22 protein-coding genes are annotated in these 24,178 nt (G+C 49.8%); 8 read left to right on the forward strand and 14 right to left on the reverse strand.

What is annotated here, in order from left to right:
• Positions 1-35 precede the first annotated feature (35 nt).
• The 4 genes from rep to HMPREF2711_RS07320 all read right to left on the reverse strand — a co-directional run bounded on the left by rep (position 36) and on the right by HMPREF2711_RS07320 (position 5,505).
• Positions 36-2,036: a DNA helicase Rep gene (gene rep, locus HMPREF2711_RS07305; protein ID WP_070615913.1), complete on the reverse strand. Its 2,001-nt coding sequence runs from the start codon at positions 2,034-2,036 to the stop codon at positions 36-38.
• A 90-nt stretch (positions 2,037-2,126) separates the two neighbouring features.
• The gene (locus tag HMPREF2711_RS07310) at positions 2,127-3,062 is read right to left on the reverse strand and encodes a dihydroorotate oxidase (protein WP_070615915.1); all 936 of its coding nucleotides are present in this window, start codon (positions 3,060-3,062) and stop codon (positions 2,127-2,129) included.
• A gap of 204 nt (positions 3,063-3,266) precedes the next feature.
• Positions 3,267-4,448 (reverse strand): aspartate aminotransferase family protein, encoded by a 1,182-nt coding sequence (locus HMPREF2711_RS07315; RefSeq protein WP_070615917.1) that lies wholly within the window; start codon positions 4,446-4,448, stop codon positions 3,267-3,269.
• 112 nt (positions 4,449-4,560) lie between these two features.
• A complete protein-coding gene (locus tag HMPREF2711_RS07320) occupies positions 4,561-5,505 on the reverse strand; it encodes a class I SAM-dependent methyltransferase (protein WP_070615919.1) in 945 nt (314 codons plus the stop codon).
• Positions 5,506-5,842: 337 nt separating this feature from the next.
• Between HMPREF2711_RS07320 and HMPREF2711_RS07325 the strand changes: the two genes are divergently transcribed.
• Positions 5,843-7,252 (forward strand): DEAD/DEAH box helicase, encoded by a 1,410-nt coding sequence (locus HMPREF2711_RS07325; RefSeq protein ID WP_003746595.1) that lies wholly within the window; start codon positions 5,843-5,845, stop codon positions 7,250-7,252.
• Positions 7,253-7,379: 127 nt separating this feature from the next.
• Here HMPREF2711_RS07325 and leuB read toward each other — a convergent pair whose 3' ends face one another.
• From leuB to leuC, 8 genes are all read right to left on the reverse strand, one after another.
• Complete coding sequence (gene leuB / locus HMPREF2711_RS07330) at positions 7,380-8,450, reverse strand: 3-isopropylmalate dehydrogenase (protein WP_003746596.1); 1,071 nt, start codon at positions 8,448-8,450, stop codon at positions 7,380-7,382.
• Positions 8,451-8,516: 66 nt separating this feature from the next.
• A complete protein-coding gene (locus HMPREF2711_RS07335; RefSeq protein WP_003746598.1) occupies positions 8,517-9,380 on the reverse strand; it encodes a DUF1444 family protein in 864 nt (287 codons plus the stop codon).
• Positions 9,381-9,418: 38 nt separating this feature from the next.
• Entirely contained in the window at positions 9,419-9,880 is a 462-nt protein-coding gene (locus HMPREF2711_RS07340) for a NanQ anomerase/TabA/YiaL family protein (protein WP_003746600.1), read from the reverse strand.
• 92 nt (positions 9,881-9,972) lie between these two features.
• Positions 9,973-10,641 carry a DUF2625 domain-containing protein gene (locus HMPREF2711_RS07345; RefSeq protein WP_003746602.1) on the reverse strand — a complete coding sequence of 223 codons (669 nt, stop codon included), beginning with the start codon at positions 10,639-10,641 and terminating at the stop codon, positions 9,973-9,975.
• 68 nt (positions 10,642-10,709) lie between these two features.
• Positions 10,710-11,351 (reverse strand): 3-isopropylmalate dehydratase small subunit, encoded by a 642-nt coding sequence (gene leuD / locus HMPREF2711_RS07350; RefSeq protein ID WP_003746604.1) that lies wholly within the window; start codon positions 11,349-11,351, stop codon positions 10,710-10,712.
• A 45-nt stretch (positions 11,352-11,396) separates the two neighbouring features.
• The gene (locus HMPREF2711_RS07355) at positions 11,397-11,762 is read right to left on the reverse strand and encodes a VOC family protein (protein ID WP_003746606.1); all 366 of its coding nucleotides are present in this window, start codon (positions 11,760-11,762) and stop codon (positions 11,397-11,399) included.
• A gap of 103 nt (positions 11,763-11,865) precedes the next feature.
• Positions 11,866-12,120, reverse strand: coding sequence for a hypothetical protein (locus HMPREF2711_RS07360; protein WP_003746608.1), 255 nt, complete (start codon positions 12,118-12,120; stop codon positions 11,866-11,868).
• A 125-nt stretch (positions 12,121-12,245) separates the two neighbouring features.
• Positions 12,246-13,655 carry a 3-isopropylmalate dehydratase large subunit gene (leuC, locus tag HMPREF2711_RS07365; protein ID WP_003746610.1) on the reverse strand — a complete coding sequence of 470 codons (1,410 nt, stop codon included), beginning with the start codon at positions 13,653-13,655 and terminating at the stop codon, positions 12,246-12,248.
• Positions 13,656-13,919: 264 nt separating this feature from the next.
• On the opposite strand from leuC, the gene gshA reads away from it, so the two are divergent.
• From gshA to HMPREF2711_RS07400, 7 genes are all read left to right on the forward strand, one after another.
• Complete coding sequence (gene gshA / locus HMPREF2711_RS07370; protein WP_070615921.1) at positions 13,920-15,278, forward strand: glutamate--cysteine ligase; 1,359 nt, start codon at positions 13,920-13,922, stop codon at positions 15,276-15,278.
• A 101-nt stretch (positions 15,279-15,379) separates the two neighbouring features.
• Positions 15,380-16,450 (forward strand): magnesium/cobalt transporter CorA, encoded by a 1,071-nt coding sequence (gene corA, locus HMPREF2711_RS07375; RefSeq protein ID WP_049322415.1) that lies wholly within the window; start codon positions 15,380-15,382, stop codon positions 16,448-16,450.
• A 117-nt stretch (positions 16,451-16,567) separates the two neighbouring features.
• Positions 16,568-17,050: an acyl-CoA thioesterase gene (locus HMPREF2711_RS07380; RefSeq protein WP_003746615.1), complete on the forward strand. Its 483-nt coding sequence runs from the start codon at positions 16,568-16,570 to the stop codon at positions 17,048-17,050.
• A 127-nt stretch (positions 17,051-17,177) separates the two neighbouring features.
• Positions 17,178-19,949, forward strand: coding sequence for a DNA gyrase subunit A (gene gyrA / locus HMPREF2711_RS07385; RefSeq protein ID WP_049349455.1), 2,772 nt, complete (start codon positions 17,178-17,180; stop codon positions 19,947-19,949).
• A 64-nt stretch (positions 19,950-20,013) separates the two neighbouring features.
• The gene (gene uvrC / locus HMPREF2711_RS07390; protein WP_070615923.1) at positions 20,014-21,855 is read left to right on the forward strand and encodes an excinuclease ABC subunit UvrC; all 1,842 of its coding nucleotides are present in this window, start codon (positions 20,014-20,016) and stop codon (positions 21,853-21,855) included.
• A 28-nt stretch (positions 21,856-21,883) separates the two neighbouring features.
• Positions 21,884-22,633, forward strand: coding sequence for a type I 3-dehydroquinate dehydratase (aroD, locus tag HMPREF2711_RS07395; RefSeq protein ID WP_070615925.1), 750 nt, complete (start codon positions 21,884-21,886; stop codon positions 22,631-22,633).
• A 135-nt stretch (positions 22,634-22,768) separates the two neighbouring features.
• The gene (locus HMPREF2711_RS07400) at positions 22,769-23,338 is read left to right on the forward strand and encodes an acetate uptake transporter (RefSeq protein WP_070615927.1); all 570 of its coding nucleotides are present in this window, start codon (positions 22,769-22,771) and stop codon (positions 23,336-23,338) included.
• Positions 23,339-23,414: 76 nt separating this feature from the next.
• Here the strand turns inward: HMPREF2711_RS07400 and yfaE are convergent, their stop codons facing one another.
• On the reverse strand, positions 23,415-23,714 hold the full coding sequence (gene yfaE, locus HMPREF2711_RS07405) for a class I ribonucleotide reductase maintenance protein YfaE (RefSeq protein WP_003686421.1): 300 nt from the start codon (positions 23,712-23,714) through the stop codon (positions 23,415-23,417).
• Positions 23,715-23,775: 61 nt separating this feature from the next.
• Complete coding sequence (locus HMPREF2711_RS07410; protein WP_070615928.1) at positions 23,776-24,153, reverse strand: DUF6979 family protein; 378 nt, start codon at positions 24,151-24,153, stop codon at positions 23,776-23,778.
• Positions 24,154-24,178 lie beyond the last annotated feature (25 nt).

The following is a 24,178-nucleotide window of genomic DNA, read 5'->3' on the forward strand; positions in this document are numbered from 1 at the left end:
GGCCGTCTGAAACCTTGTTTTCAGACGGCCTTGCGTTATCCTTTCTTTTTATTCCCCAGCATATCCAGCAAGCCTGCTAAGTTACTTTTTCCTTCTTCCTTGCTCACAATCGGATCGCCGCCTTTGCGGCCTAAAATCTTGATGTCCTCCTGCGGCATTTCGTCTATGAAGCGGCTTGGCTCGGGGAACTGCCATGTACCTTGCTTTTTGCGTTTGAGGCAGTGGGTCAGTGTAAGCTGGCGTTTGGCGCGGGTGATGCCGACATACATCAGGCGGCGCTCTTCTTCGACATTGTCTTCTTCGATGCTGTCGTTGTGCGGCAAGATACCTTCTTCGCAACCGACAAGGAAAACGTAGGGGTATTCCAAGCCTTTGGAGGCGTGCAGGGTGGAGAGTTTGACGGCATCGACTTCTTCTTCGCCTTTACCTTCCAAAAGCGTCATCAGAGCGATGGTTTGGGCAAGCTCGATGATGTTTTTGCCGTCTTGCTCACCTTTGCGTTCCAGCCAGCCGGTCAGGTCGGTAACGTTGTGCCATTTGATTTCGCCTGCTTTGCCTTCTTCGTTAGCCAACAGGTGGTTTTCGTAGTCGATTTCTTTCAGCAGGTTATGAATAAGCTCGCCTGCTTCGCTGGTTTCAGCTTTGGCGCGGTAGCTTTCCATCATGTCCATGAAAGCTTGCAGGTGTTGGCGGTTAGTATGGTTCAACAGGGCAAGCGCTTCTTCAGTTTGCGCGGCTTCATACAGGCTGCATTCGTGTTCGTGCGCGTAGGTGTTGAGCTTGCCCAGCGTTACATCGCCGATGCCGCGTTTGGGTGTAGTTACGGCGCGCAGGAAGGCGGGATCGTCATTGGGATTGGCAAGCAGGCGCAAGTAGGACAAAACGTCTTTGATTTCGGCTTTGTCGAAAAAACTCTGTCCGCCGGAGAGTTGGTAGGGAACACGCGCGCTGCGCAAGGCTTCTTCAAAAATCCGCGCCTGATGGTTGCCGCGGTATAACACGGCGAAATCGGCGTATTGGGTTTTGTCACCGCCGACCAGTTTCTGCTTGACGATTTGGCTGACGACCCAGTCGGCTTCGTGCTGCTCGCTTTGGCAGGCGACGACTTTGACGATTTCACCTTCGCCAAACTGCGACCAAAGTTTTTTCGTGAACAGCTTGGGGTTGTTTTCAATCACTTTGTTGGCGATTTTGAGAATCCGCGCGGTGGAGCGGTAATTCTGCTCCAGCTTGATGACTTTCATCTGCGGATAGTCTTCCTGCATTTTGCGCAGGTTTTCCATGTTTGCACCGCGCCATGCGTAGATGGACTGGTCGTCGTCGCCGACGGCGGTAAACATGCCTTCCGCGCCGGTCAGAAGCTTCATCAGCGTAAATTGGCAGGTATTGGTGTCCTGACATTCGTCAACCAACAGATAACGCAGCCGCCGCTGCCATTTGTTGCGCACTTCGCTGTTTTGCTGCAACAGCACGGCGGGCAGACGGATTAAGTCGTCGAAATCCACCGCCTGATAGCTTTGCAGGGTTTCCTGATAACTCGCATAGATGCGCGCTGTTTGCTGTTCCCACACATTGGAGGCCGTCTGAACAAACTCTTCGGGCGTTTTTAAATCGTTTTTCCAAAGGGAAATTTGGTGTTGCGCTTTGAATATGGCTTCTTTGCCCGTACCGCCCAAGAGTTCGCCGATGATTTTCGCGCTGTCGGTAGAGTCGAGGATGGAAAAGTTTTTTTTGTAACCGATTTGGTTCGCCTCTTCGCGCAGAATCTTCATGCCCAAAGAGTGGAACGTGCAAATCGTCAGCCCGCGCATTTGCGATTTGGGCAGCATTTTGGCAACGCGTTCCTGCATTTCCGTAGCGGCTTTGTTGGTAAAGGTAATCGCGGCGACGGTATGCGGCAGATAGCCGACATTGACAATCAAATGCTTGATTTTTTGCGTAATCACGCCGGTTTTTCCGCTGCCTGCACCGGCAAGGACGAGCAGGGGGCCGCCAAGATATTGGACTGCGGCTTGCTGTTGGGGGTTGAGTTTCATTGAAGGGGGAAGACGGGTAATGTGGGGAATAATTATACAACAAGGCCGTCTGAAATTTTCAGACGGCCTTGGGCGTTTTTAGCGTAAACCTTATGCCAAATATTTCAATTTACCTTTGAAGTCTTCCAGTTTTTCGTAGCCTTTTTGCGCCATGATGGCTTTTAATTCAAGGGAAATCCGTTCGAAAATGCCTACGCCTTGCTGGTGTAGCGCCGTGCCGATCTGCACCATGCTTGCGCCGCACAAGATGTGTTCAAACGCATCCCGGCCGCTGTAAACGCCGCCTGTTCCAATGACTTGGATAGACGGATCCAGTCTTTGATAGAACGCGTGGACATTGGCAAGAGCGGTCGGTTTGATGTATTGGCCGCCTATGCCGCCGAAGCCGTTTTTCGGGCGGATGACGACGGATTCGTCTTCGATATACATGCCGTTGCCGATGGAGTTGACACAGTTGACGAATTTTAGGGGATGACGGTTGAACACTTCCGCCGCTTGATCGAAATGGACGATATCGAAATATGGCGGCAATTTTATGCCCAAAGGCTTGTCGAAGTAGCTGAAGGCTTCGCTCAAAATCCGCTCGGTGGTTTCAAAATCATAGGCGATTTGCGGCTTGCCGGGGACGTTTGGGCAGGAAAGATTGAGTTCGTTAATACCGTTGAACCCGCTGTTTTGCACTTTTTTTAACAATATATGCGTTTCATCGGGCGACATACCGACCAGCGAGAGGAAAAAAGCCCTTTTGGGATGAGATTCTTGAAGGGTAAGCAGGTAATCCAGATAGTAATCAATGCCTTGGTTTGGCAAGCCCATCGAATTGATGCTGCCGAGAGGAACATCATGATAGCGCGGTTCGGGATTGCCTTGGCGGGGGGAAAGCGTTGCGGTTTTGGTAACGAAAGTGCCTGCTGAAGACTGTCTGACGGCTTCCAATTCCTCAACAGTCATGCATGACACCCCAGCGGCATTCATCAGGCAGTTGTCAAAGGAAAAACCGGCGATTTGGGTTTTCAACGATACCATCTCCTGCTCCTTTTCTTCGTAAAATCAAATTGTTTGCCAAGCGTAACATGAAGAGGCGGTATGATTTTTAACAAACATCAAATGACAGGGAATGTAGGCGGATATTGTTTTTAATATTGAGAAAAGGCCGTCTGAAAAACTCAAACGGTCTTTCAGACGGCCTTCACTAAGCTGTCGGCGGATTTGGCTATTGGGTTTTGAAAATCAGGCCAACCATTCGTTCAAAGCCGCTTCAAAACGTTTCAAGCCTTCGGTCATGTCTTTATCGTTCAGCAGCAGGCTGGGAGCGAAGCGCACCACATTGGCTCCGGCAACCAGTACCATCAGGCCGTGTTTCAAAGCGGCGGCGGTGATTTCCGATGCCTTGCCTGCGTATTTGTCTGCCAATACGCAGCCGAGCAGCAAACCCATGCCGCGGACTTCTTTAAATACGCCGGTTTTTACGCCCAATTCACGCAAGGCCGTCTGAAGTTTTTGGCCTTGTTGTTCAACGTGTGCCAATGTTTCGGGCGCATTGATGATGTCAAATGCACGGCTGCCGACCGCACACGCCATCGGATTGCCGCCGAAGGTTGAACCATGTGTTCCGGGGCCGAAGGTTGGGGCGATTTTATCGGTGGTCAGTATCGCGCCAATCGGGAAACCGCAACCCAAGGCTTTGGCGGAGCTGAGAATATCGGGTGTTACGCCGTAATGCTCGTAGGCAAACAGTTTGCCTGTATGGCCCATGCCGGTTTGCACTTCGTCCAAAATCAGCAAGGCGCCGTGTTTGTCGCACAAACGGCGTGCGGCTTGCAGATATTCTTGAGTGGCAGGCAGGATGCCGCTTTCACCTTGAATCGGCTCGATAATCACGGCGCAGGTTTTATCGCCGACGGCGGCTTCCAATGCGGCAATATCATTAAATGGAACATGGGTAATATCTGACGGCAGCGGCGCGTAATCTTTGCTGTATTTGGGCTGGCCGCCGACGGAAACGGTAAACAGGGTGCGGCCGTGGAAGCTGTTGAGGCAGGAGATGATTTCGGTTTTGTGTTCGCCAAAATGATCGCGGCCGTATTTGCGCGCCAGTTTTAACGCGGCTTCATTGGCTTCTGCGCCGGAATTGCAGAAAAACACTTTGTCGGCAAAGGTGTTTTCGACCAGTTTTTTGGCCAATTCTTGTGCCGGTTGGGTGGTATAGATATTAGAAATATGCCAAAGTTTTTGTGCCTGTTCGGCCAAGGCCGCGACCAAATCGGGATGGCAATGCCCCAGCGCGTTCACTGCAATACCGCCTGACAGGTCAATGTATTCTCGTCCTTCAGTATCCCAAACACGGCTGCCGAGCGCGCGTTCCGGAATCATGGGGGCGAATGAGAAATTGGGCGTCAGGTAGTTTTGCATGTTATTTTCCTTTTAATATTGTCAACAATTTTTTCAATTATGCGCTTATTGATTGAGAGATTCAATATGGTAATCAGGCCGTCTGAAAACTGGCTTTCAGACGGCCTGATGCTTATTTATGCTTGATTTCCCAGCATTGATGGATTTTTTTGTTGCGGAAATCGTCGGGAACGGACTGCTTGGAAATGTCTTTGACGGCGTATTGTTCCGCGACCGAATCGTCCAACACAAAACTGCGCAGGTTGTTGGAGAAATACAGAATGCCGTCTGAAGCGAGCAGGCTCATTGCACCGTCAATCAGCTTTTTATGGTCGCGCTGGATGTCGAGGATGTCGAGCATCTTTTTGCTGTTGGAAAAGCTGGGCGGATCCATGACAATCAGGTCGAACTTTTTGCCTTCGTCTGCGGCATTTTGCAGATATTGGAACACGTCGGCGCGGACGATTTTGTGTTGTTCGGTGTCGATGCCGTTGAGTTCGAAATTGCGTTTCGCCCAATCGAGATAAGTGTTGGACAAATCGACGGTTTCGCTGGATACCGCGCCGCCGGTTGCGGCATAGACGGTAAAGCTGCCGGTGTAGGAAAACAGGTTGAGGAAGCGTTTGCCCGCTGCGGTTTCGCCGACTTTTTTGCGTGTGTTGCGGTGGTCGAGGAAAAGGCCGGTGTCGAGGTATTTGTCGAGGTTGACCCAAAACTTGCGGCTGTTTTCCGTGATGACGAAATCGTCGCCGGTTTTGCCGGTTTTCTCGTATTGCTGCAAGCCTTTTTGACGTTCGCGGCGTTTGAGGTGGATTTGTTCGGGTGCAAAACCGGTCACAAAACCGATGGCTTCCAATACATCGGCAAGCCATGCTTCGTATTCTTCGGGCTGCATCAGCCAGCCGGTATCGTATTCCTGAAGGTGGATTTGGTCGCCGTAAACATCGACGGCGAAGGGGAATTGGGGTATATCGCGGTCGTAAATGCGCCAGGCTTCGATATTGTTGCGTTTGGCCCATTTCATAAGATGTTTGATGTTTTTGCCCAAGCGGTTGGCAAAGGGGGTAATGTCGGTCATGGTTTCAGACGGCCTGAATAAGTATTGGGAAGGGGTTGGATTTTAACGCACTTGATGCCTTTTTGCTTGACTGTTATCCATAAAATCTATATTATCCGCCGTTCGCCTTTTGATACGAAGCCATCGTCATCCAACCTAAACCGCCGTTTCGGGCGCGTTTCTTTTATTGCTTGCTTATTGGCAAAGCCTTTTCTGTGCAGGTTGTCGTCGATGTTAACCACAAGCAAGATGCTTGCGACAACCCTGTAACTTCACATTTCCCGTATCGTTACTTTCCTTTGCTTCAGGTCGTCTGAAATTGTTCAGGCGTGCGCGTTGTTGTCTCTTTAGGATAGCCATGTCTATTAAATTTGCCGATTTGAACCTTGATAAAAACATTTTGTCAGCCGTACGCAGCGAGGGTTATGAAAGCCCGACTCCGATTCAGGCGCAAGCGATTCCGTTTGCTTTGGACGGCCGCGACATTATGGCTTCGGCACAAACCGGTTCAGGCAAAACCGCCGCCTTCCTGCTGCCGACGTTGCAGCGGCTGACCAAGCGCAGCGAAAAACCGGGCAAAGGCCCGCGCGCGTTGGTGTTGACGCCGACCCGCGAATTGGCGGCCCAGGTGGAAAAAAATGCGCTGGCGTATGCTAAAAATATGCGTTGGTTCCGCACCGTCAGTATTGTCGGCGGCGCATCTTTCGGCTACCAAACCCGCGCCCTGAGCAAACCGGTTGACCTGATTGTCGCCACGCCGGGCCGTCTGATGGACTTGATGCAAAGCGGCAAAGTCGATTTCGCCCGCTTAGAAGTGCTGATTTTGGACGAAGCCGACCGTATGTTGGACATGGGCTTTATCGACGATATCGAAACCATCGTCGAAGCCACCCCGACTGACCGTCAGACTTTGTTATTCTCCGCCACTTGGGACGGCGCAGTCGGCAAACTCGCGCGCAAACTGACCAAAGACCCTGAAATCATCGAAGTTGAGCGCGTGGACGACCAAGGCAAAATCGAAGAGCAGCTGCTGTACTGCGACGACATGCGCCACAAAAACCGCCTGCTCGACCACATTCTGCGCGACGCCAACATCGACCAATGCGTGATTTTCACGTCCACCAAAGCCATGACCGAAGTCATCGCGGATGAATTGTACGAAAAAGGTTTCGCCGCCAACTGTCTGCACGGCGATATGCCGCAAGGCTGGCGCAACCGCACGCTGATGGACTTGCGCAAAGGCCGCTGCAAAATTTTGGTTGCCACCGACGTCGCCGCACGCGGTATCGACGTACCGACCATTACCCACGTTATCAACTACGATCTGCCGAAACAGGCGGAAGACTACGTCCACCGCATCGGCCGTACCGGTCGCGCAGGCCGTACCGGTATTGCGATTACTTTTGCCGAAGTGAACGAATACGTCAAAGTACACAAAATCGAAAAATACATCGGCCGTAAATTGCCTGAACTGACCATCGAAGGTATGGAGCCGACACGCAAACGTAAATCCGCAGGCGGCAAGCCGAAAGGCAAAGGCGGCTGGGGCGATCGTAAATCCGGCGGCTGGCGCGGTGATAAGAAACCGGGCAAAGAAGGCTTTGGCGGCAAATCACGCGGCGAAGGTCATAAAAAAGACGGCTTCAAAAAAGATGGCTTTAAGAAAGACGGTTTCAAGAAGTCTGAAGGTTTCAAAAAAGGCGGCGAAGGCTTTAAAGGCAAGCGCAAGTCTAACGACAGCTTTGGCGGCAAACACAAAAGAGGTTGATTGCTTCAGTCTTAAGGCCGTCTGAAAAGACATAAGGGCGTGTGAAGACACGCCCTTTTTTATGGTTTCAAGTTTTTGTATATAAAAAAGCGTGGGATTGGTCCCACGCTTTTTTTCAGACGGCCTCTTACAAAGCGGCCAATACGGCATCGCCCATTTCGGAGCAGGAAACCAGTTTGGTGCCTTCTTCGTAAATGTCGCCGGTACGCAAGCCTTGTTGCAGTACTTTTTGTACGGCGTTTTCAACTTGTTGCGCGCGTGTTTCGTCGTTCAGGCTGTAACGCAGCAGCATGGCAAGAGACAATACGGTCGCCAGTGGATTGGCTTTGTTTTGACCGGCAATGTCAGGAGCGGAGCCGTGAGACGGTTCGTACAGGCCTTTGCCGTTTTCGTCCAAAGAAGCAGAAGGCAGCATACCGATGGAGCCGGTCAGCATGGAGGCTTCGTCAGAGAGGATGTCGCCGAAGATGTTGCCGGTGGCAATCACGTCAAATTGTTTGGGCGCGCGTACCAACTGCATGGCGGCATTGTCGACGTACATATGGGAAAGCTCAACATCAGGATATTGTTTGCCGATTTCTTCAAAGATTTCGCGCCACAGTTCGGTGGTTTCCAAAACGTTGGCTTTGCCTACGGAGCAGACTTTTTTGCTGCGTTTTTGGGCGGATTGGAAGGCAACGTGGGCAATACGGCGGATTTCGCTTTCGCTGTATTTCATGGTGTTGTAGCCTTCGCGTTCGCCGTTTTCCAAAACACGGATGCCGCGCGGCTCGCCAAAGTAAATATCGCCGGTCAGTTCGCGTACGATAAGGATGTCGAGGCCGGCTACGATTTCAGGTTTCAAAGTAGAAGCATTGGCCAGCTCTTTATACAAAATGGCAGGGCGCAAATTGGCAAACAGATTCAAGTCTTTACGAATAGCCAATAAGCCGCGTTCAGGGCGCAGCGGACGATCGAGATTGTCGTATTGAGGAGAACCGACTGCACCAAGCAGGACCGCATCGGCTTTGCGGCAAAGGTTTTGTGTGAATTCTGGATAAGGATGGCCGTATTCGTCATAGGCTTCGCCGCCCAAAGGTGCGTATTCGTAGCTGACATCCAAACCTTGTTCGATAAGTTTGTCGAGTACACGGACGGTTTCTGCAACGATTTCAGGGCCGATGCCGTCGCCGCGCAAGATAGCGATATGTTTGGTCATTTCGGGTTTCCTTATGGGAAGGTTTTAGGTAAAGGGCAGGTCGCCTGTTTTTCAGACGGCCTTAAATCAATTTGCTCTGAAAACGCTGATTGTACCATTATGGTACTGGTAAAGCTGGGTAGAAATCGCGTAGGCAGAGTCTTCAAATGCCTGCAGGGCAATATTTGCCATCGCCTGCAAAGCCTCTTCATCGGATGGGCTGCAAACGAGCAGGGCGTTGCGTGCCGGGACTGCAAAAACAGGGTTGACCGGCAGCATAGGATCGTCTTTAAGCACTTCGTCCAAAAGCAAAATCAGGGAAGCATCATAGTCGTTGTCCAAATGGATTTGAGCCAATGACCAACCTTCGGCATGATGAATTTGAACACCTCCATTCATCCGTTGGCGCAAATTATCCATGGCGGTACGATACAAGGCGTCCTCATCTTCAATACCGGCTTCTTTCATATGCTCACGATTGAGCGTATGCATGGATTCTTCCGTATCCACCATGTAAAGCAACATGATATCGCCCGCAATCGGTTTGTATACCAGATAATCGGCAGGTTCGTCTTTGTCCGTATTTGTAATCAGTCTGACGTTTTCCAGATAAATCGTATTTTTAATTGTCGGAAGAATTTGTTGTGCTGAAACACTGGCATCAGCATCTTGAATCTTATCGATAACCGCTAAATTGGCAGCAACAATAGCCTCCAAGGCCTCGGGATTTTGCAGATAACTTGTGTAATGGTTGCTCAAATATGTGCTGAACGATGCTTCATCATCTTCGGAAAACTGGATGATGATAGGCGAAGAAGCAATGTTTTCGCCCCAGTCGATTTTTGCCTCAAGATCCAATTCTTCTTGGATGCGACGGGCAAAGTATTCGACAAATTCCTGCCAAGTCATTAATTTAGGTTTAGAGCGGAACAACCTGCTGAAAAAAGACATATTGTGTCCTGAATAAGGAAGTAAGGCCGTCTGAAAAATTATAGACGTTCGGTTTCAACACGGATTTTAAAAACAACTTTGCGTATGTTTGCCCTGTCGCCGACCAATGGGGCATGCGCATCATTCGAGAAAAATAGCGCAAATTCGCCGGGCTCCAAGGTCAACCAGGTTTCCGGCTCGCAGTCGAAAAACTCGATATCGCGTTTTTCGTTGTAGCCTAAACCGTTTTTCAGACGGCCTCTGTCTATCCAGCCATACGTTTCGCTGCCATCAATCGGCGTTTGAATATCAATGTGTTTTAAGTGCGCTTCAGGCTTAGCTTCGCCTTGAGTCCTCATCGGCTCGCTGCCGATAAAAATACGGATATTGGGATTTTCGCACGGCACTTGACCGTCCGGCAGATTGGCAAAATCTAGGGTCTGCAACAGATGGAAGGCCTCGGCAAAGTCAGGATGCAGGACAGCGTAGCGGGTAGCATTGCTTATGGTGTCGGTAATCATGGTATGGTTAGGTAGAAATTAAACTTCAGACCAATACGTTTTTAAGGATGCTTTATTTGAATTGTAACAACAAGGCCGTCTGAAAATGCTTTTTATGGAGTTGTATTTTGCAAATCCAAAGTGGAAGCATAATGTTCTGCTATGGGAACACGCTTGCGGCTGACTTGGTTTATATCGCTGCCTTCTTCAGTCCATAAAAACGGAAAGAACGTGTAAACGCTGTCACCATTCAAATCACGGATTTCTTCGCGCCAATTTTCCCAACGCAGGTTTTCGTAAAACAACTGCAAATCGCCGTTCAATGCCCAATTTAAGAAGTCGCCGTAACCTTTACCGCAATCTTCCCATTCCAAGGTATCCGGTGGCAGGTAGAAAACATTACCTACTTTGCCATTCAATCCTCCACCATTAATCGCAAAATAGCCTCCAGCAACATCATCGGCAAACAGATAATAGGGAGCAGGGCCTGCTGGCTCGGATTGTGTGCGGCTCAGATTCCAACTTCCCAGACCACGGGGTAGCTTCGTACTGCCGGAACCCAGTATCCGCAACCAGCCATCATCAATCAGGATGCCGCCGGTTTCATAAACGACAGCGCCCATAAACGAACGTATCGTTACTTGGGTTTTGAAAAGTTCTTCCTGTACCTTTTCAAGTGTACGAGGCAGGACTTCAACGCTGTTTGTCGCTTCCTCAAGCCACTCTTGAATCAATGGCCATGCAGGGTCTTGGGTTTGGATTAATTCGTCGAATGATCTCATGGACTATCCCAAAACATTCAGTAAAGGCCGTCTGAAACGCTTAAATTTTTCAGACGGCCTTTGGTATATCAACCGTTAAACAGCCAAGGTTGGCTTTGGCGGCGTTTTTCTTCGAAATCGCGGATTTCGTCGGCGTGTTGCAGAGTCAGGCCGATTTCGTCCAAGCCGTTTAAGAGGCAGTGTTTGCGGTGTTCGGTAATGTCGAATGTGAATGTCTCGCCGCTAGGAGTGGTCAGGGTTTGCTCGGCAAGGTTGATGGAGAGTTGATAGCCTTCGTTGGCTTCAACTTCTTTGAAAAGCTGGTCAACCTGTTCTTCGGTCAAAACGATGGGTAAAAGGCCGTTTTTGTAGCAGTTGTTGAAGAAGATGTCGGCAAAGCTGGGGGCAATGATGGCGCGGAAGCCGTAGTCGTCCAATGCCCAAGGGGCGTGTTCGCGTGAAGAGCCACAACCAAAGTTTTTACGCGTCAATAGGATTTGCGCGCCTTGATAGCGTGGTTGGTTCAGGGAGAAATCCGGATTCAACGGGCGTTTGCTGTTGTCCATGCCAGGTTCGCCGTGGTCGAGGTAACGCCATTCGTCAAAGGCATTAGGGCCGAAGCCGCTGCGTTTGATGGATTTTAAAAATTGTTTGGGGATGATGGCGTCGGTATCGACATTGCTGCGGTTGAGCGGGGCGACGATGGCGGTAATTTTGGTAAAGGCTTTCATGTCAGGTTCTTATAGTAATAATGGGAAATTTTATGGCTATTCGGCTTAGCGTATGCTGTGCAAACCGATTCGGTTGCCTTCTGTATCTTCGATAAATGCGGCAAAGCCGTTGGCAATGCGGAATTTCTCTTGTAACAGTTTGCCGCCTGCTGCAACGGCTTTTTCTGCGGTTTCGGCACAATCCGGGCAATTGAAGAAAATAGTCGTTCCACCGTGGCCGGGCTGAGCATTACTGTCGTGCCAAATCATGCCGGCCGTACCGTGTTGGGTGTAATCGGCTGGAAAAATGATGAAACGGAATCCGTTGCCGCCAACGTCTTGCAGGGGCTTGTCGAATACGGATTCGTAAAAGGCTTTGGCGCGATCCAAATCATGAGCGTGAATACCAAACCAGCTTGACGGATTACTCATTGTTTCTTCCTTTGCTTGGAATCGTGAAAATGTCTGGAAAATTAATAATGTATCAGGCCGTCTGAAACGGAGTCAGGAGCTTCAGACGGCCTGATTTACCGAATTATTCGGTAGCGGCTTCGATTTTTTCTCCAACATGGCTCATGCCGCGGCCTACTGCATTGCCGCCTTTTTTAACGGCTTCGCCGGTTTTGTCGGCAACGTGTTCTGCGGTTTCTTTGGTTTTATCGGCTACGCGCTCGGCAGTCTCTTTGGTTTTGTCCCAATTGCGGTTGGCATCGTTTTTTGCGCCGGACCAAGTGCTGGAACAAGCTGACAGGATAAGGGCTGCGGCAGCCAATGCAAACAGTTTTTTCATAGTAGATTCCTTTCAAGGTATCGATTGATTGAGAAGGTTTTCAAACGTTTTGCGCAATGGGAAAACTTAATTGGGCAATGTATTGTTTCAGACGGCCTGATGAATAAAGGCTGTCTGAACATGTTTTAAGCCATAGTGCGGATGTCGGTAAAACGGCCGGTTACCGCGGCTGCGGCTGCCATAGCCGGGCTGACGAGATGGGTGCGTCCGCCGTTGCCTTGACGGCCTTCAAAGTTACGGTTGGAAGTGGAGGCGCAACGCTGTCCCGGGGTCAGGCGGTCGGCATTCATGGCGAGGCACATCGAGCAGCCCGGTTCGCGCCATTCGAAGCCGGCATCGATGAAAATTTTGTCCAAGCCTTCTTTTTCAGCTTGTTCTTTAACCAAGCCGGAGCCGGGAACGATTAACACGCGTTGTACATTGTCCGCTTTTTTGCGGCCTTTGGCGATAGCAGCGGCTTCGCGCAAATCTTCGATACGGCTGTTGGTACAAGATCCGATAAAGACGATATCGACAGGGATTTCGTTCAATGGCGTACCCGCTTCCAAGCCCATGTATTCAAGGGCGCGTTCCATGCCGCTGCGTTTGACCGGATCGGTTTCTTCGGCAGGATTCGGTACTTTGCCGCTGATGTCCAAAACCATTTCAGGAGATGTACCCCAGGTTACTTGAGGCTCGATGTCTTCGGCTTTGAAGTGGTATTCTTTATCAAAAACTGCGCCTTCGTCAGACACCAGCGTGCGCCAGTATTCGACGGCTTTGTCCCATGCTTCGCCTTTAGGTGCGAAAGGTTTGCCTTTTACATAGTCGATGGTGGTTTGGTCGACGGCAACCATGCCTGAGCGCGCACCGGCTTCAATCGCCATATTGCACAAGGTCATGCGGCCTTCCATAGAAAGGCTGCGGATGGCTTCGCCGCCAAACTCGATGGCGTAACCTGTACCACCGGCCGTACCGATTTGGCCGATGATATAAAGCGCTACGTCTTTAGCGGTAACACCGGGTTTCAGACGGCCTTCAACGGAAATCAGCATGGATTTGGATTTTTTCGCGGTAATACACTGGGTTGCCATGGTATGTTCGACTTCGGAAGTACCGATACCGTGAGCCAATGCGCCGAATGCGCCGTGGGTAGAGGTGTGCGAGTCGCCGCAGACCACGGTCATGCCGGGCAGGGTGGCGCCTTGTTCCGGGCCCATGACGTGCACAATACCTTGGCCTTTATCCATGAACGGGAAGTAGGCGAGTGCGCCAAACTCTTTGATGTTTTTGTCCAAAGTATCGACTTGCAGTTTGGAAATCGGGTCTTGGATACCTTTGTCCCAGTCGCCTGTCGGGGTATTGTGGTCGGCGGTGGAAACCACGCTGTCGATACGCCAGAGTTTGCGGCCGGCCATTTTCAAGCCTTCAAATGCCTGCGGGCTGGTAACTTCGTGAACCAAATGACGGTCGATGTAAAGCAGGACAGTGCCGTCTTCTTCTTCGCGGACGACGTGGCTGTTCCAAAGTTTATCGTAAAGGGTTTGTGCGCTCATGATGAGTTTCTTTGCTAATTGGTAAGTATGAATGATGGTTTGTGTTTATGGGCGGATTTTAGGCTTTTTATAGGGGCTGTGCAATAGAAATTTGTCCAATTTTTAAAATTTGTTGTAAAGTTTCAAAATCTCTTATTAAAAATTAGACAAATTGTAGAATTGTTGACAAAAAGATGCATTTTATCTGAAAGAATGCTTGTCGAAATGCACTAAAAAGTTCTATCATTCTCACTTAATATCCACATTTACCAAGAGGTATAGAGAATGAAATTACCGGTTCTGGCTCCTGAGTACCTGACTCAATTTCAGGAATTCGAGAGAAAAATTCTTGCCAATCATGCCAAAATCGAAGCATGGTTTCGTTCGCACTGGAACGAACACCGTCCGCCGTTTTATGGTTCGGTTGACATCCGCAATGCCGGTTACAAAATTTCATCTATCGATATGAATTTGTTTCCGGGCGGCTTCAATAATTTGAATCCAAACTTTATCCCGCTGGCGGCGGTTGCCGCGCAAGATGCGGTACAGCGCGCCTGTGAAACGGCAAAATCCGTATTGATTATTCCTGAAAACCATACACGCAACACATTCTATCTGCAAAACGTTTACGCACTCAGCGAGATTTTGCGTTCGGCAGGGTATGAAGTCCGTTTGGGCAGCCTGAATCCTGAGGTAACCGAGCCGACTGAGTTTGAAACCGCGCTGGGCGATAAAATCCTGCTGGAACCTTTATTGCGTACCCGCGAGCGCGTCCACCTTGCCGACGGTTTTTCGCCTTGCGTTGTTTTGTTGAATAACGACTTGTCCGCCGGCGTTCCCGACATTCTCAAAGGCATCAGCCAAACCATATTGCCTCCATTGCACGGCGGTTGGACGACGCGCCGCAAAACAGAACATTTCAGTGCGTACAACCAAGTTGCCGCCGAATTTGCCAAGCTGATTGATATCGACGAATGGCAAATTAATCCTTATTTTGAAAAAATCGGCGGTTTGGATTTCCAAGAGCGCGAAGGCGAAGATGCGTTGGCAGGCGCGGTAGAACGCGTATTGGCGAAAATTCAAGCCAAATACGATGAATTGGGTATTGCCGACCAGCCTTTCGTTATTGTGAAAGCCGACGCAGGCACTTACGGCATGGGCGTGATGAGCGTTAAATCCGCCGATGAAGTGCGCGGATTGAACCGTAAAAACCGCAATAAAATGGCAAAAGTCAAAGAAGGTTTGGAAGTCAGTGAAGTCATTGTCCAAGAAGGTATTTATACCTATGAAACCATGAACGGCGCCGTCAGCGAACCTGTCGTTTATATGATGGACCGTTTCGTCATCGGCGGTTTCTTCCGTGTACACGAAGGACGCGGAGCGGACGAAAACCTCAACGCCGGCGGCATGGTGTTTGTGCCACTGTCCAACAGCATTCCCACCGGCAGCGGCGACAATTCCCAAGAAGCGCCCGAAGCCTGCAAACGCGTATTCGAACAATGGGATTCGCTCGGTATGCCACGCTCCGAAAAAGACTGCGACGTGGACAACGAACACAACCGCCTTTACGTTTACGGCGTAATGGCACGCTTGTCCTTACTCGCCGCCGCATTAGAGTTGGAACAAACAGCGCCTCAAGCCTAATAAAACATTAATCAATGTCATCAGGCCGTCTGAAAATCAGTTTTCAGACGGCCTTTTATGTCTGTACAATCTATTCAAACCAATAAACATGATTTCTTTTTATGAATAAACCAGCCAATCCTGTTGAGACAAACGACAATCTGCAAGAGCAGGCCATGCAGCGCAGCAACACGGACAATGCGCCGCGTTCCGCCATTCATCAAACCTTATATTCCGCCGATACCTTTGTTCAGCATGATTATCTTGCCGGAAAGGCTTTGCCCGATATTGCACGCCCGCAAGAAGGCCAAATCAACTGGCTGCATTTTGTCGGCATCAATGATGCTGCTTTGCTCAAACACGCGCTTGAGCCTTACGGCATCCATGAGCTGGTTATTGAAGACATTCTCAGCCGCAAGCAGCGCCCGAAAATCGAAGACTACGGCAACTATGTGTTTACTGCCGCACAGGTTTACCATTACACCACCACAGGCAAGCTCCATTCCGACCAAGTATATGTGATTATCGGCAAAGATTTTGTATTGTCTTTCCAACAAAAACCGCTGGGCTTGTTCAGTCATCTGCGCCGGCAGATGCACGAAAATCCGCACAATATTTTGAACAAAAACACGGCGTTTCTGGCGTATTGCCTGCTTGACCGCATTGTGGACGACTATTTTATCGTTTTGGAATCATACAACAACCGTTTTGAAACCATAGACAAGTCCCTGTTTAAAAATGAAAACAGCGATATTCTCAGTAAGATTCACCGCCTCAAGCGCGATGCCGTCCGCCTGCGCCGAACGCTTTTGCCCTTGCGTGATGTGTTTTACCAACTGGCCGTACGCGGCGATTTTGCTATTTTCAAAGGCGAATCGACCGTTTATCTGCGCGATGTGTACGACCACAATATGCAGCTTATCGAATCGCTTGATGCCTCGCGTGATATGGTGTTGAGCATGATGGACATTTACCTTTCCTTCCAATCCAACCGCATGAACCAGCAAATGCGCGTGTTGACGGTTATTACCATCATCTTCATGCCGCTGACCGTCATCACCGGCATCTACGGCATGAACTTCGACAATATGCCCGAGCTGCATTGGCATTACGGCTATTTCATGGTTTTGGGTGTGATGCTGTGCATTATCATCGGACTGCTGATTTTCTTCTCACGTAGAAAATGGCTATGATTAGGTGCGCCAGATTGAATTTTTCCACTCAAAAACGGTAGAATCAAAATTCCTACAAAACATGCCGTCTGAAATAACAGGCGGCCTTAAAAACGAACCACTTCAAGAGGCCAAACCATGGAACAAGCACGCCAACTTCCTTCTCACGAACTCATCATGTCTGAGCTGATGATGCCGGATACGGCAAACTTCAGCGGCAACGTCCACGGCGGCGAATTATTGCGCCTGCTCGACCAAGTCGCTTATTCCTGCGCCAGCCGATACAGCGGCAACTACTGCGTTACCTTGTCTGTCGATAAAGTTTTGTTTAAAGAGCCTATCCATGTCGGCGAACTGGTAACCTTTTACGCCAGCATCAACTACACTGGCCGCACTTCTATGGAAGTCGGCATCCGCGTTGAAGCGCAAAACATCCGCACTGGCGAAGTGCGCCATACCAACAGCTGCTACTTCACCATGGTTGCCGTAGAAGACGGCAAGCCGGTTGCCGTGCCGCCATTGGAAATCAATACACCGCGCCAACGCTGCCGTTATGAAAAGGCCAAAAAACGCAAAGCGTTGAGCCTTCAGGCGTCCAATGAAGTTTCTTGCAGCCTTTAAATGATTGCTTAGAAAGAATAAAGGCCGTCTGAAACCCTGTTTCAGACGGCCTTCACGCAAAAGCCATAAACCGCTTGTTTTGTGGTAGAATTAACAAGATTTTTGCCATAAGAAATTACAGATAATCATGACCGACGCAACCATCCGCAACGACCATAAATTTGCACTCGAAACCCTGCCTGTCAGCCTTGAAGACGAAATGCGCAAGAGCTACCTCGATTACGCCATGAGCGTGATTGTGGGTCGAGCCCTGCCGGATGTCCGCGACGGTCTCAAGCCGGTACACCGCCGCGTGTTGTACGCGATGCACGAGTTGAAAAACAACTGGAATTCCGCCTATAAAAAATCGGCGCGTATCGTCGGCGACGTTATCGGTAAATACCATCCCCACGGCGATACGGCCGTTTACGATACCATCGTCCGCATGGCGCAAGATTTTTCCATGCGTTATGTGCTGATCGACGGTCAGGGCAACTTTGGTTCCGTTGACGGATTGGCCGCGGCAGCCATGCGTTATACCGAAATCCGCATGGAAAAGATTTCCCATGAAATGCTGGCGGATATTGAAGAAGAAACCGTCAATTTCGGCCCCAACTATGACGGCAGCGAACATGAGCCGCTGGTATTGCCGACCCGTTTCCCCGCGCTGTTGGTAAACGGTTCGTCCGGTATTGCCGTCGGTATGGCAACCAATATCCCGCCGCACAATTTGGGCGATACCATCAATGCCTGCCTGCGCTTGTTGGATGAGCCTGAAACTGAAATTGACGAGCTGATCAACATTATCCAAGCGCCCGATTTCCCGACCGGCGCAACTATTTACGGCTTGAGCGGCGTTCGCGAAGGCTATAAAACTGGCCGCGGCCGCGTGGTCATGCGCGGTAAAACCCATATCGAGCCTATCGGCAAAAACGGCGAGCGCGAAGCCATTGTAATCGATGAAATCCCATATCAAGTAAACAAAGCCAAGCTGGTTGAGAAAATCGGCGAATTGGTACGCGAAAAAACGTTGGAAGGCGTATCCGACCTGCGCGACGAGTCCGACAAATCTGGTATGCGTGTCGTAATCGAATTGAAACGCAATGAAAATGCCGAAGTCGTTTTGAATCAACTCTACAAACTGACCCAGCTGCAAGACAGCTTCGGTATCAACATGGTGGCCTTGGTTGACGGCCAGCCGCGTTTGCTGAACCTGAAACAAATCCTGTCCGAATTCCTGCGCCACCGTCGCGAAGTCGTTACCCGCCGTACCCTGTTCCGCCTGAAAAAAGCGCGTCATGAAGGCCATATTGCCGAAGGTAAAGCGGTGGCCTTGTCCAATATCGACGAAATCATCCGTCTGATCAAAGAATCTGCCAATGCGCCGGAAGCCAAAGAAAAACTGCTGTCCCGCCCATGGCGCAGCAGCTTGGTTGAAGATATGCTCAGCCGTACGGATTTGGACCTGCAAATGATGCGCCCTGAAGGCTTGCCTGAAAATTTGGGTCTGCACAGTCAAGGCTATTACCTGAGCGAATTGCAAGCCGATGCCATCCTGCGCATGAGCCTGCGCAACCTGACCGGCCTCGATCAGGAAGAAATTGTCGGCGAATATAAAAACCTGATGAGTAAAATCATTGATTTCGTGGATATTCTTTCCAAACCTGAACGCGTTACCCAAATCATCCGCGAAGAATTGGCAGATATTAAAGCCAACTTTGGTGATGAGCGTCGCAGCGAAATCAATCCGTTTGGTGGCGACATTGCCGATGAAGACCTGATTCCGCAACGCGAAATGGTCGTTACCCTGACTCATGGCGGCTACATCAAAACCCAGCCGACTACCGATTATCAGGCGCAGCGTCGCGGCGGTCGCGGTAAACAGGCAGCGGCCACCAAAGACGAAGATTTTATCGAAACCCTGTTTGTTGCCAATACGCATGATTATTTGATGTGCTTCACCAATTTGGGCAAGTGCCATTGGATTAAAGTGTACAAACTGCCGGAAGGCGGCCGCAACAGCCGCGGCCGTCCGATTAACAACGTCATCCAATTGGAAGAAGGTGAAAAAGTCAGCGCCATCTTGGCCGTCCGCGAGTTCCCGGAAGACCAATACGTCTTCTTCGCCACTGCACAAGGCATGGTGAAAAAAGTCCAGCTGTCTGCGTTTAAAAACGTCCGCAGCCAAGGCATCAAAGCCATCGCGCTTAAAGAAGGCGATTACTTGGTCGGCGCAGCGCAAACCGGCGGTGCGGACGATATTATGTTGTTCTCCAACTTGGGCAAAGCCATCCGCTTTAACGAATATTGGGAAAAATCCGGCAACGATGAGGCAGAAGATGCCGATATCGAAACCGAAAACGAAGATTCAGACGGCCTGGATGATGAAAATGCCGAAAACGCATTGCCAAGCGGCAAACACGGTGTCCGTCCGTCCGGTCGCGGCAGCGGCGGTTTGCGCGGTATGCGCCTGCCGGCCGATGGCAAGATTGTCAGCCTGATTACCTTCGCCCCTGAGGCCGAGCAAAGTGATTTGCAAGTATTGACCGCTACGGCCAACGGCTATGGCAAACGTACCCCGATTGCCGATTACAGCCGTAAAAACAAAGGCGGCCAAGGCAATATCGCCATCAATACCGGCGAACGCAACGGCGATTTGGTTGCCGCGACTTTGGTCAGCGAAACCGACGACCTGATGCTGATTACCAGCGGCGGCGTCCTGATTCGTACCAAAGTTGAGCAAATCCGTGAGACCGGCCGCGCTGCCGCAGGTGTCCGCCTGATTAATCTGGATGAAGGCGAAACCTTGGTCAGCTTGGAGCGCGTGGCTGAAGAGGCTGAAGATGAAGCCGCTTTAGAAAGCGATGCAGCTGAAAACCAAGTGGTAGAAACTGAAGATACTCCGTCTCAAGAATCTTAAACGTCAATGAAAAAGGCCGTCTGAAACATTTTCAGACGGCCTGCTTATTCCAAAAGAAAATCCCGTGAGCGCAACCGAACCGTTCGATTTACCTCTTTTTCTGAAAAATCTACCTAACCTGCCTGGCGTGTACCGTTTTTTTGACGAAGACAACAATGTTTTGTATGTCGGTAAAGCGGTCAATCTCAAGCGGCGCGTTTCCAGCTATTTCCAAAAAAGCGACCATTCGCCGCGCATCGCATTGATGGTAAAACAGGTTCACCATATCGAAACCACCATCACGCGTTCCGAAGCCGAAGCACTGATTCTCGAAAACAACTTCATCAAAGCCTTGTCGCCGAAATACAATATTCTTTTCCGCGATGACAAAAGCTATCCTTATTTGATGCTCAGCGGCCATCAATATCCGCAAATGGCGTATTACCGCGGCACGCTGAAGAAGCCTAATCAATATTTCGGCCCGTATCCCAACAGCAACGCCGTGCGCGACAGCATTCAATTGTTGCAAAAAGTTTTTATGTTGCGTACCTGTGAAGACAGCGTGTTTGAACACCGCGACCGTCCTTGCCTGCTTTACCAAATCAAACGTTGCACCGCGCCTTGTGTCGGCTACATCAGCGAAGAAGATTATCGCGACAGCGTGCGTGAAGCCGCGACTTTCCTTAATGGCAAAACCGACGAACTGACGCACACCTTGCAACACAAAATGCAAACCGCCGCCGCCAATCTGCAATTTGAAGAAGCCGCGCGTTACCGCGATCAAATCCAAGCGCTCGGTATCATGCAGAGTAATCAGTTTATCGACAGCAAAAATCCGAACAATCCCAACGATATCGATTTGCTCGCGCTGGCGGTTTCAGACGGCCTGGTCTGCGTACACTGGGTCAGCATACGCGGCGGGCGGCACGTCGGCGATAAAAGCTTCTTCCCCGACACCAAAAACGATCCCGAACCAAACGGACAAGATTACGCCGAAGCCTTTGTCGCCCAACATTATCTGGGCAAAAGTAAACCCGACATCATCATCAGCAACTTTCCCGTTCCCGATGCGCTGAAAGAGGCTTTGGAAGGCGAACACGGCAAACAGATGCAATTTGTCACCAAAACCATAGGCGAACGCAAAGTCTGGTTGAAAATGGCGGAGCAAAACGCACAAATGGCGATTGCCCAACGCCGCCTGCAACAAAGCAGCCAGCAACACCGCATCGACGAACTGGCCAAAATCCTCGGCATGGATTCAGACGGCCTTAACCGCCTTGAATGCTTCGACATCAGCCACACGCAAGGCGAAGCCACGATTGCGTCCTGCGTTGTGTACGATGAGCAAAACATCCAGCCTTCTCAATACCGCCGCTACAACATCACTACCGCCAAACCCGGCGACGACTACGCCGCCATGCGCGAAGTGTTGACGCGCCGTTACGGCAAAATGCAGGAAGCCGAAGCCAACGGAGAGGCCGTCAAATGGCCCGATGTCGTATTGATTGACGGCGGCAAAGGGCAAATCGGCGTTGCCGTATCGGTATGGGAAGAACTCGGGCTGCACATTCCTTTGGTCGGTATCGCCAAAGGCCCCGAGCGCAAAGCCGGCATGGAAGAACTCATACTGCCTTTTACCGGAGAAGTTTTCCGCCTGCCGCCCAACAGCCCGGCTTTACATTTATTGCAAACCGTACGCGATGAATCGCACCGCTTTGCCATTACAGGCCACCGCAAAAAACGCGACAAAACACGCGTTACTTCCTCACTCAGCGAAATCCCCGGTATCGGCAGCAAACGCCGCCAAGCATTGCTCACCCGATTCGGCGGCCTGCGCGGTGTGATTGCAGCCAGCCGCGAGGATTTGGAAAAAGTGGAAGGCATCAGCAAAGCATTGGCGGAAACCATCTACGAGCATCTGCACTGATTGGCTTGAACAAGCAAAAAGGAACAATATGAAACCTGTCATCATCAAAAATATCGAGATCGGCAAAGGCCTGCCTAAAATTGCCGTGCCGCTGGTGGCTGCTAATACACAGGAATTGGCGCAGGCTTTGTACATATTGAAAGAGACGGCTTTTGACATCATCGAATTTCGTGCGGATTTTTTTCAAGAGGCGCTTGATGCCGAATTTATTGCCGAGCAATTAGGCATTGTCCGACAGGCTTTTCCTGCCAAGCCTTTGCTGTTTACGTTTAGAAGGGCGCAAGAGGGCGGCAATACGCCTTGTTCGGATGACTATTATTTTGAATTATTGGAAAAAATCATCTGTTCCAAACAAGCCGATATTATCGACATTGAGCTTTTTGCCGAGGAGGGCGGCGTCAAACAAATCATTGCTTTGGCGCATGAGTATCAAACTGCCGCCTTGCTTTGCAATCACGATTTCCAAGCCACGCCGTCTTTGGCAGACATTACAGGCCGTCTGAAAACAATGGCCGAGTGGGGCGCGGATATCTGCAAAATTGCCGTGATGCCGCAATCGCCGCAAGATGTATTGACCTTATTACAGGCAACATATGATGTTTCACAAATTATCGACCGCCCGATTATTACCATGTCCATGGGTAAAACCGGAGCCGTCAGCCGCTTGGCCGGCTCGACTTTCGGCTCAGCCGTTACCTTTGGTGCAGCACAAAAAACGTCGGCCCCCGGCCAAATTGATGCCAACGAATTAAGGAAAATCTTGGCAATTTTGGGATAGTTTAATTATTAATATTCAAGGCTGTTTGAAAAATATTTTTCAGACGGCCTGATTTTTTTTAAATTTATTTCTTTTAATTTTAAATAAAACCTGTAACAATGGGTTTCCTATTTTAATAACCAGAGGAGAAATAAAATGACTACTACTAAAGAAAACCTGGCGAACCCAGGTCCAGTAGGCCTGTGTGGCTTTGCATTGACAACTTGGTTGCTCAGTCTGATTAACGGCGGCTTTTTTACTGCTCAAGAGGGTGTCGGCTTAGTTTTGAGCATGGCTCTCGCCTTTGGTGGTATCGCCCAAGTTATTGCCGGTATGTTTGAGTTCAAGAAAGGCAATACGTTCGGCTTTACCGCTTTTATCAGCTATGGCGCCTTCTGGTGGACATGGGCTTTGTTTACCATCTTTTTTAAAGGTGAAACAGCCCCGGCATTTATCGGTTGGTATCTTTGCGCATGGGGTATGTTTTCGCTGATGATGTTTGTGGCCACCTTGACCAAGCCTAAAGTATTGAGCGGTATTTTCTTTTTCTTGACACTGACTTTCTTTGCCCTGGGCATTGGCGATGGCATGGAAAATCATAGCATCGTCCATATCGGCGGTTGCTTAGGCTTGGTAACTGCACTTGGTGCGTTCTACTTGGCCGCTGCGGAAGTCATTAATGAATCTTTCGGCAAAACAGTTTTGCCGGTTGGCGAGCGTAAATAAGCTTAACCATACAAAATGCCGTCTGAACAGTGGACATGAAATCAAAGATTTCAACCACAATGTTCAGACGGCATTTTTATTTGTCTTCAAATAAATCAACATCAAACAGATCAGGTTCTTTGATGCGCTCCCGACAATCAAGCTTGATGTCTTCAGTAACCCGGCAGCAGCACGGCAAAATTTCTCCGGGCGCGACAAAAGCGAGCGGAAAATTATCATAAGAGACTTTCCCATCCAAGATTTTGACCCGGCATGAACCGCAATAACCGCTGCGACATTGGTATTCAACCTCGTGTCCGGTGCGCTCCAAGCCCTCCAATAAGGTTTCGCCTTGTTGGAGTTGGAAGGTTTTGTCGTGTGTGCTGATGAGTGCCATGTGTGTTTTAGGGCATAGAGGCCGTCTGAACAATGTTTCAGACGGCCTTAAATATATAAATTCAAATAATCAAGCCTTTTTCCCACAAGGCCAAAACGACATGAAGCTGGCTGTTATATTTTTTTTCATTACCCACAATTTCGCGCCAGAAAACGGATTTTTTCTGATTTGCCCATTCGGGATCATTTTTTAAAAGGCTGACCGCTGCAACGGCATATTCTCCGTTTTTGGAATGTTTGGTTTTGACTTTTTCCGGGTTGATTCCTTTAACCAACCCCGCACTACACAATCCCAAAAATGCATTCTTTGGGCATCCTTTTTTTCTAATTGACTCCTTGATGGGAAATGATGCCGCAATCTCTGTCCAAGCTTGTTCCATATCTTCATATTTAGAATATGATTCAGCTGCTTTTACCGCAATGTCGCCATAAATCTTCATTTTTGGTTATACCTTGAGGATTGAA

This window comes from Neisseria sp. HMSC070A01, assembly GCF_001810165.1.
In the GTDB taxonomy this organism is placed as follows: Bacteria; Pseudomonadota; Gammaproteobacteria; order Burkholderiales; family Neisseriaceae; genus Neisseria.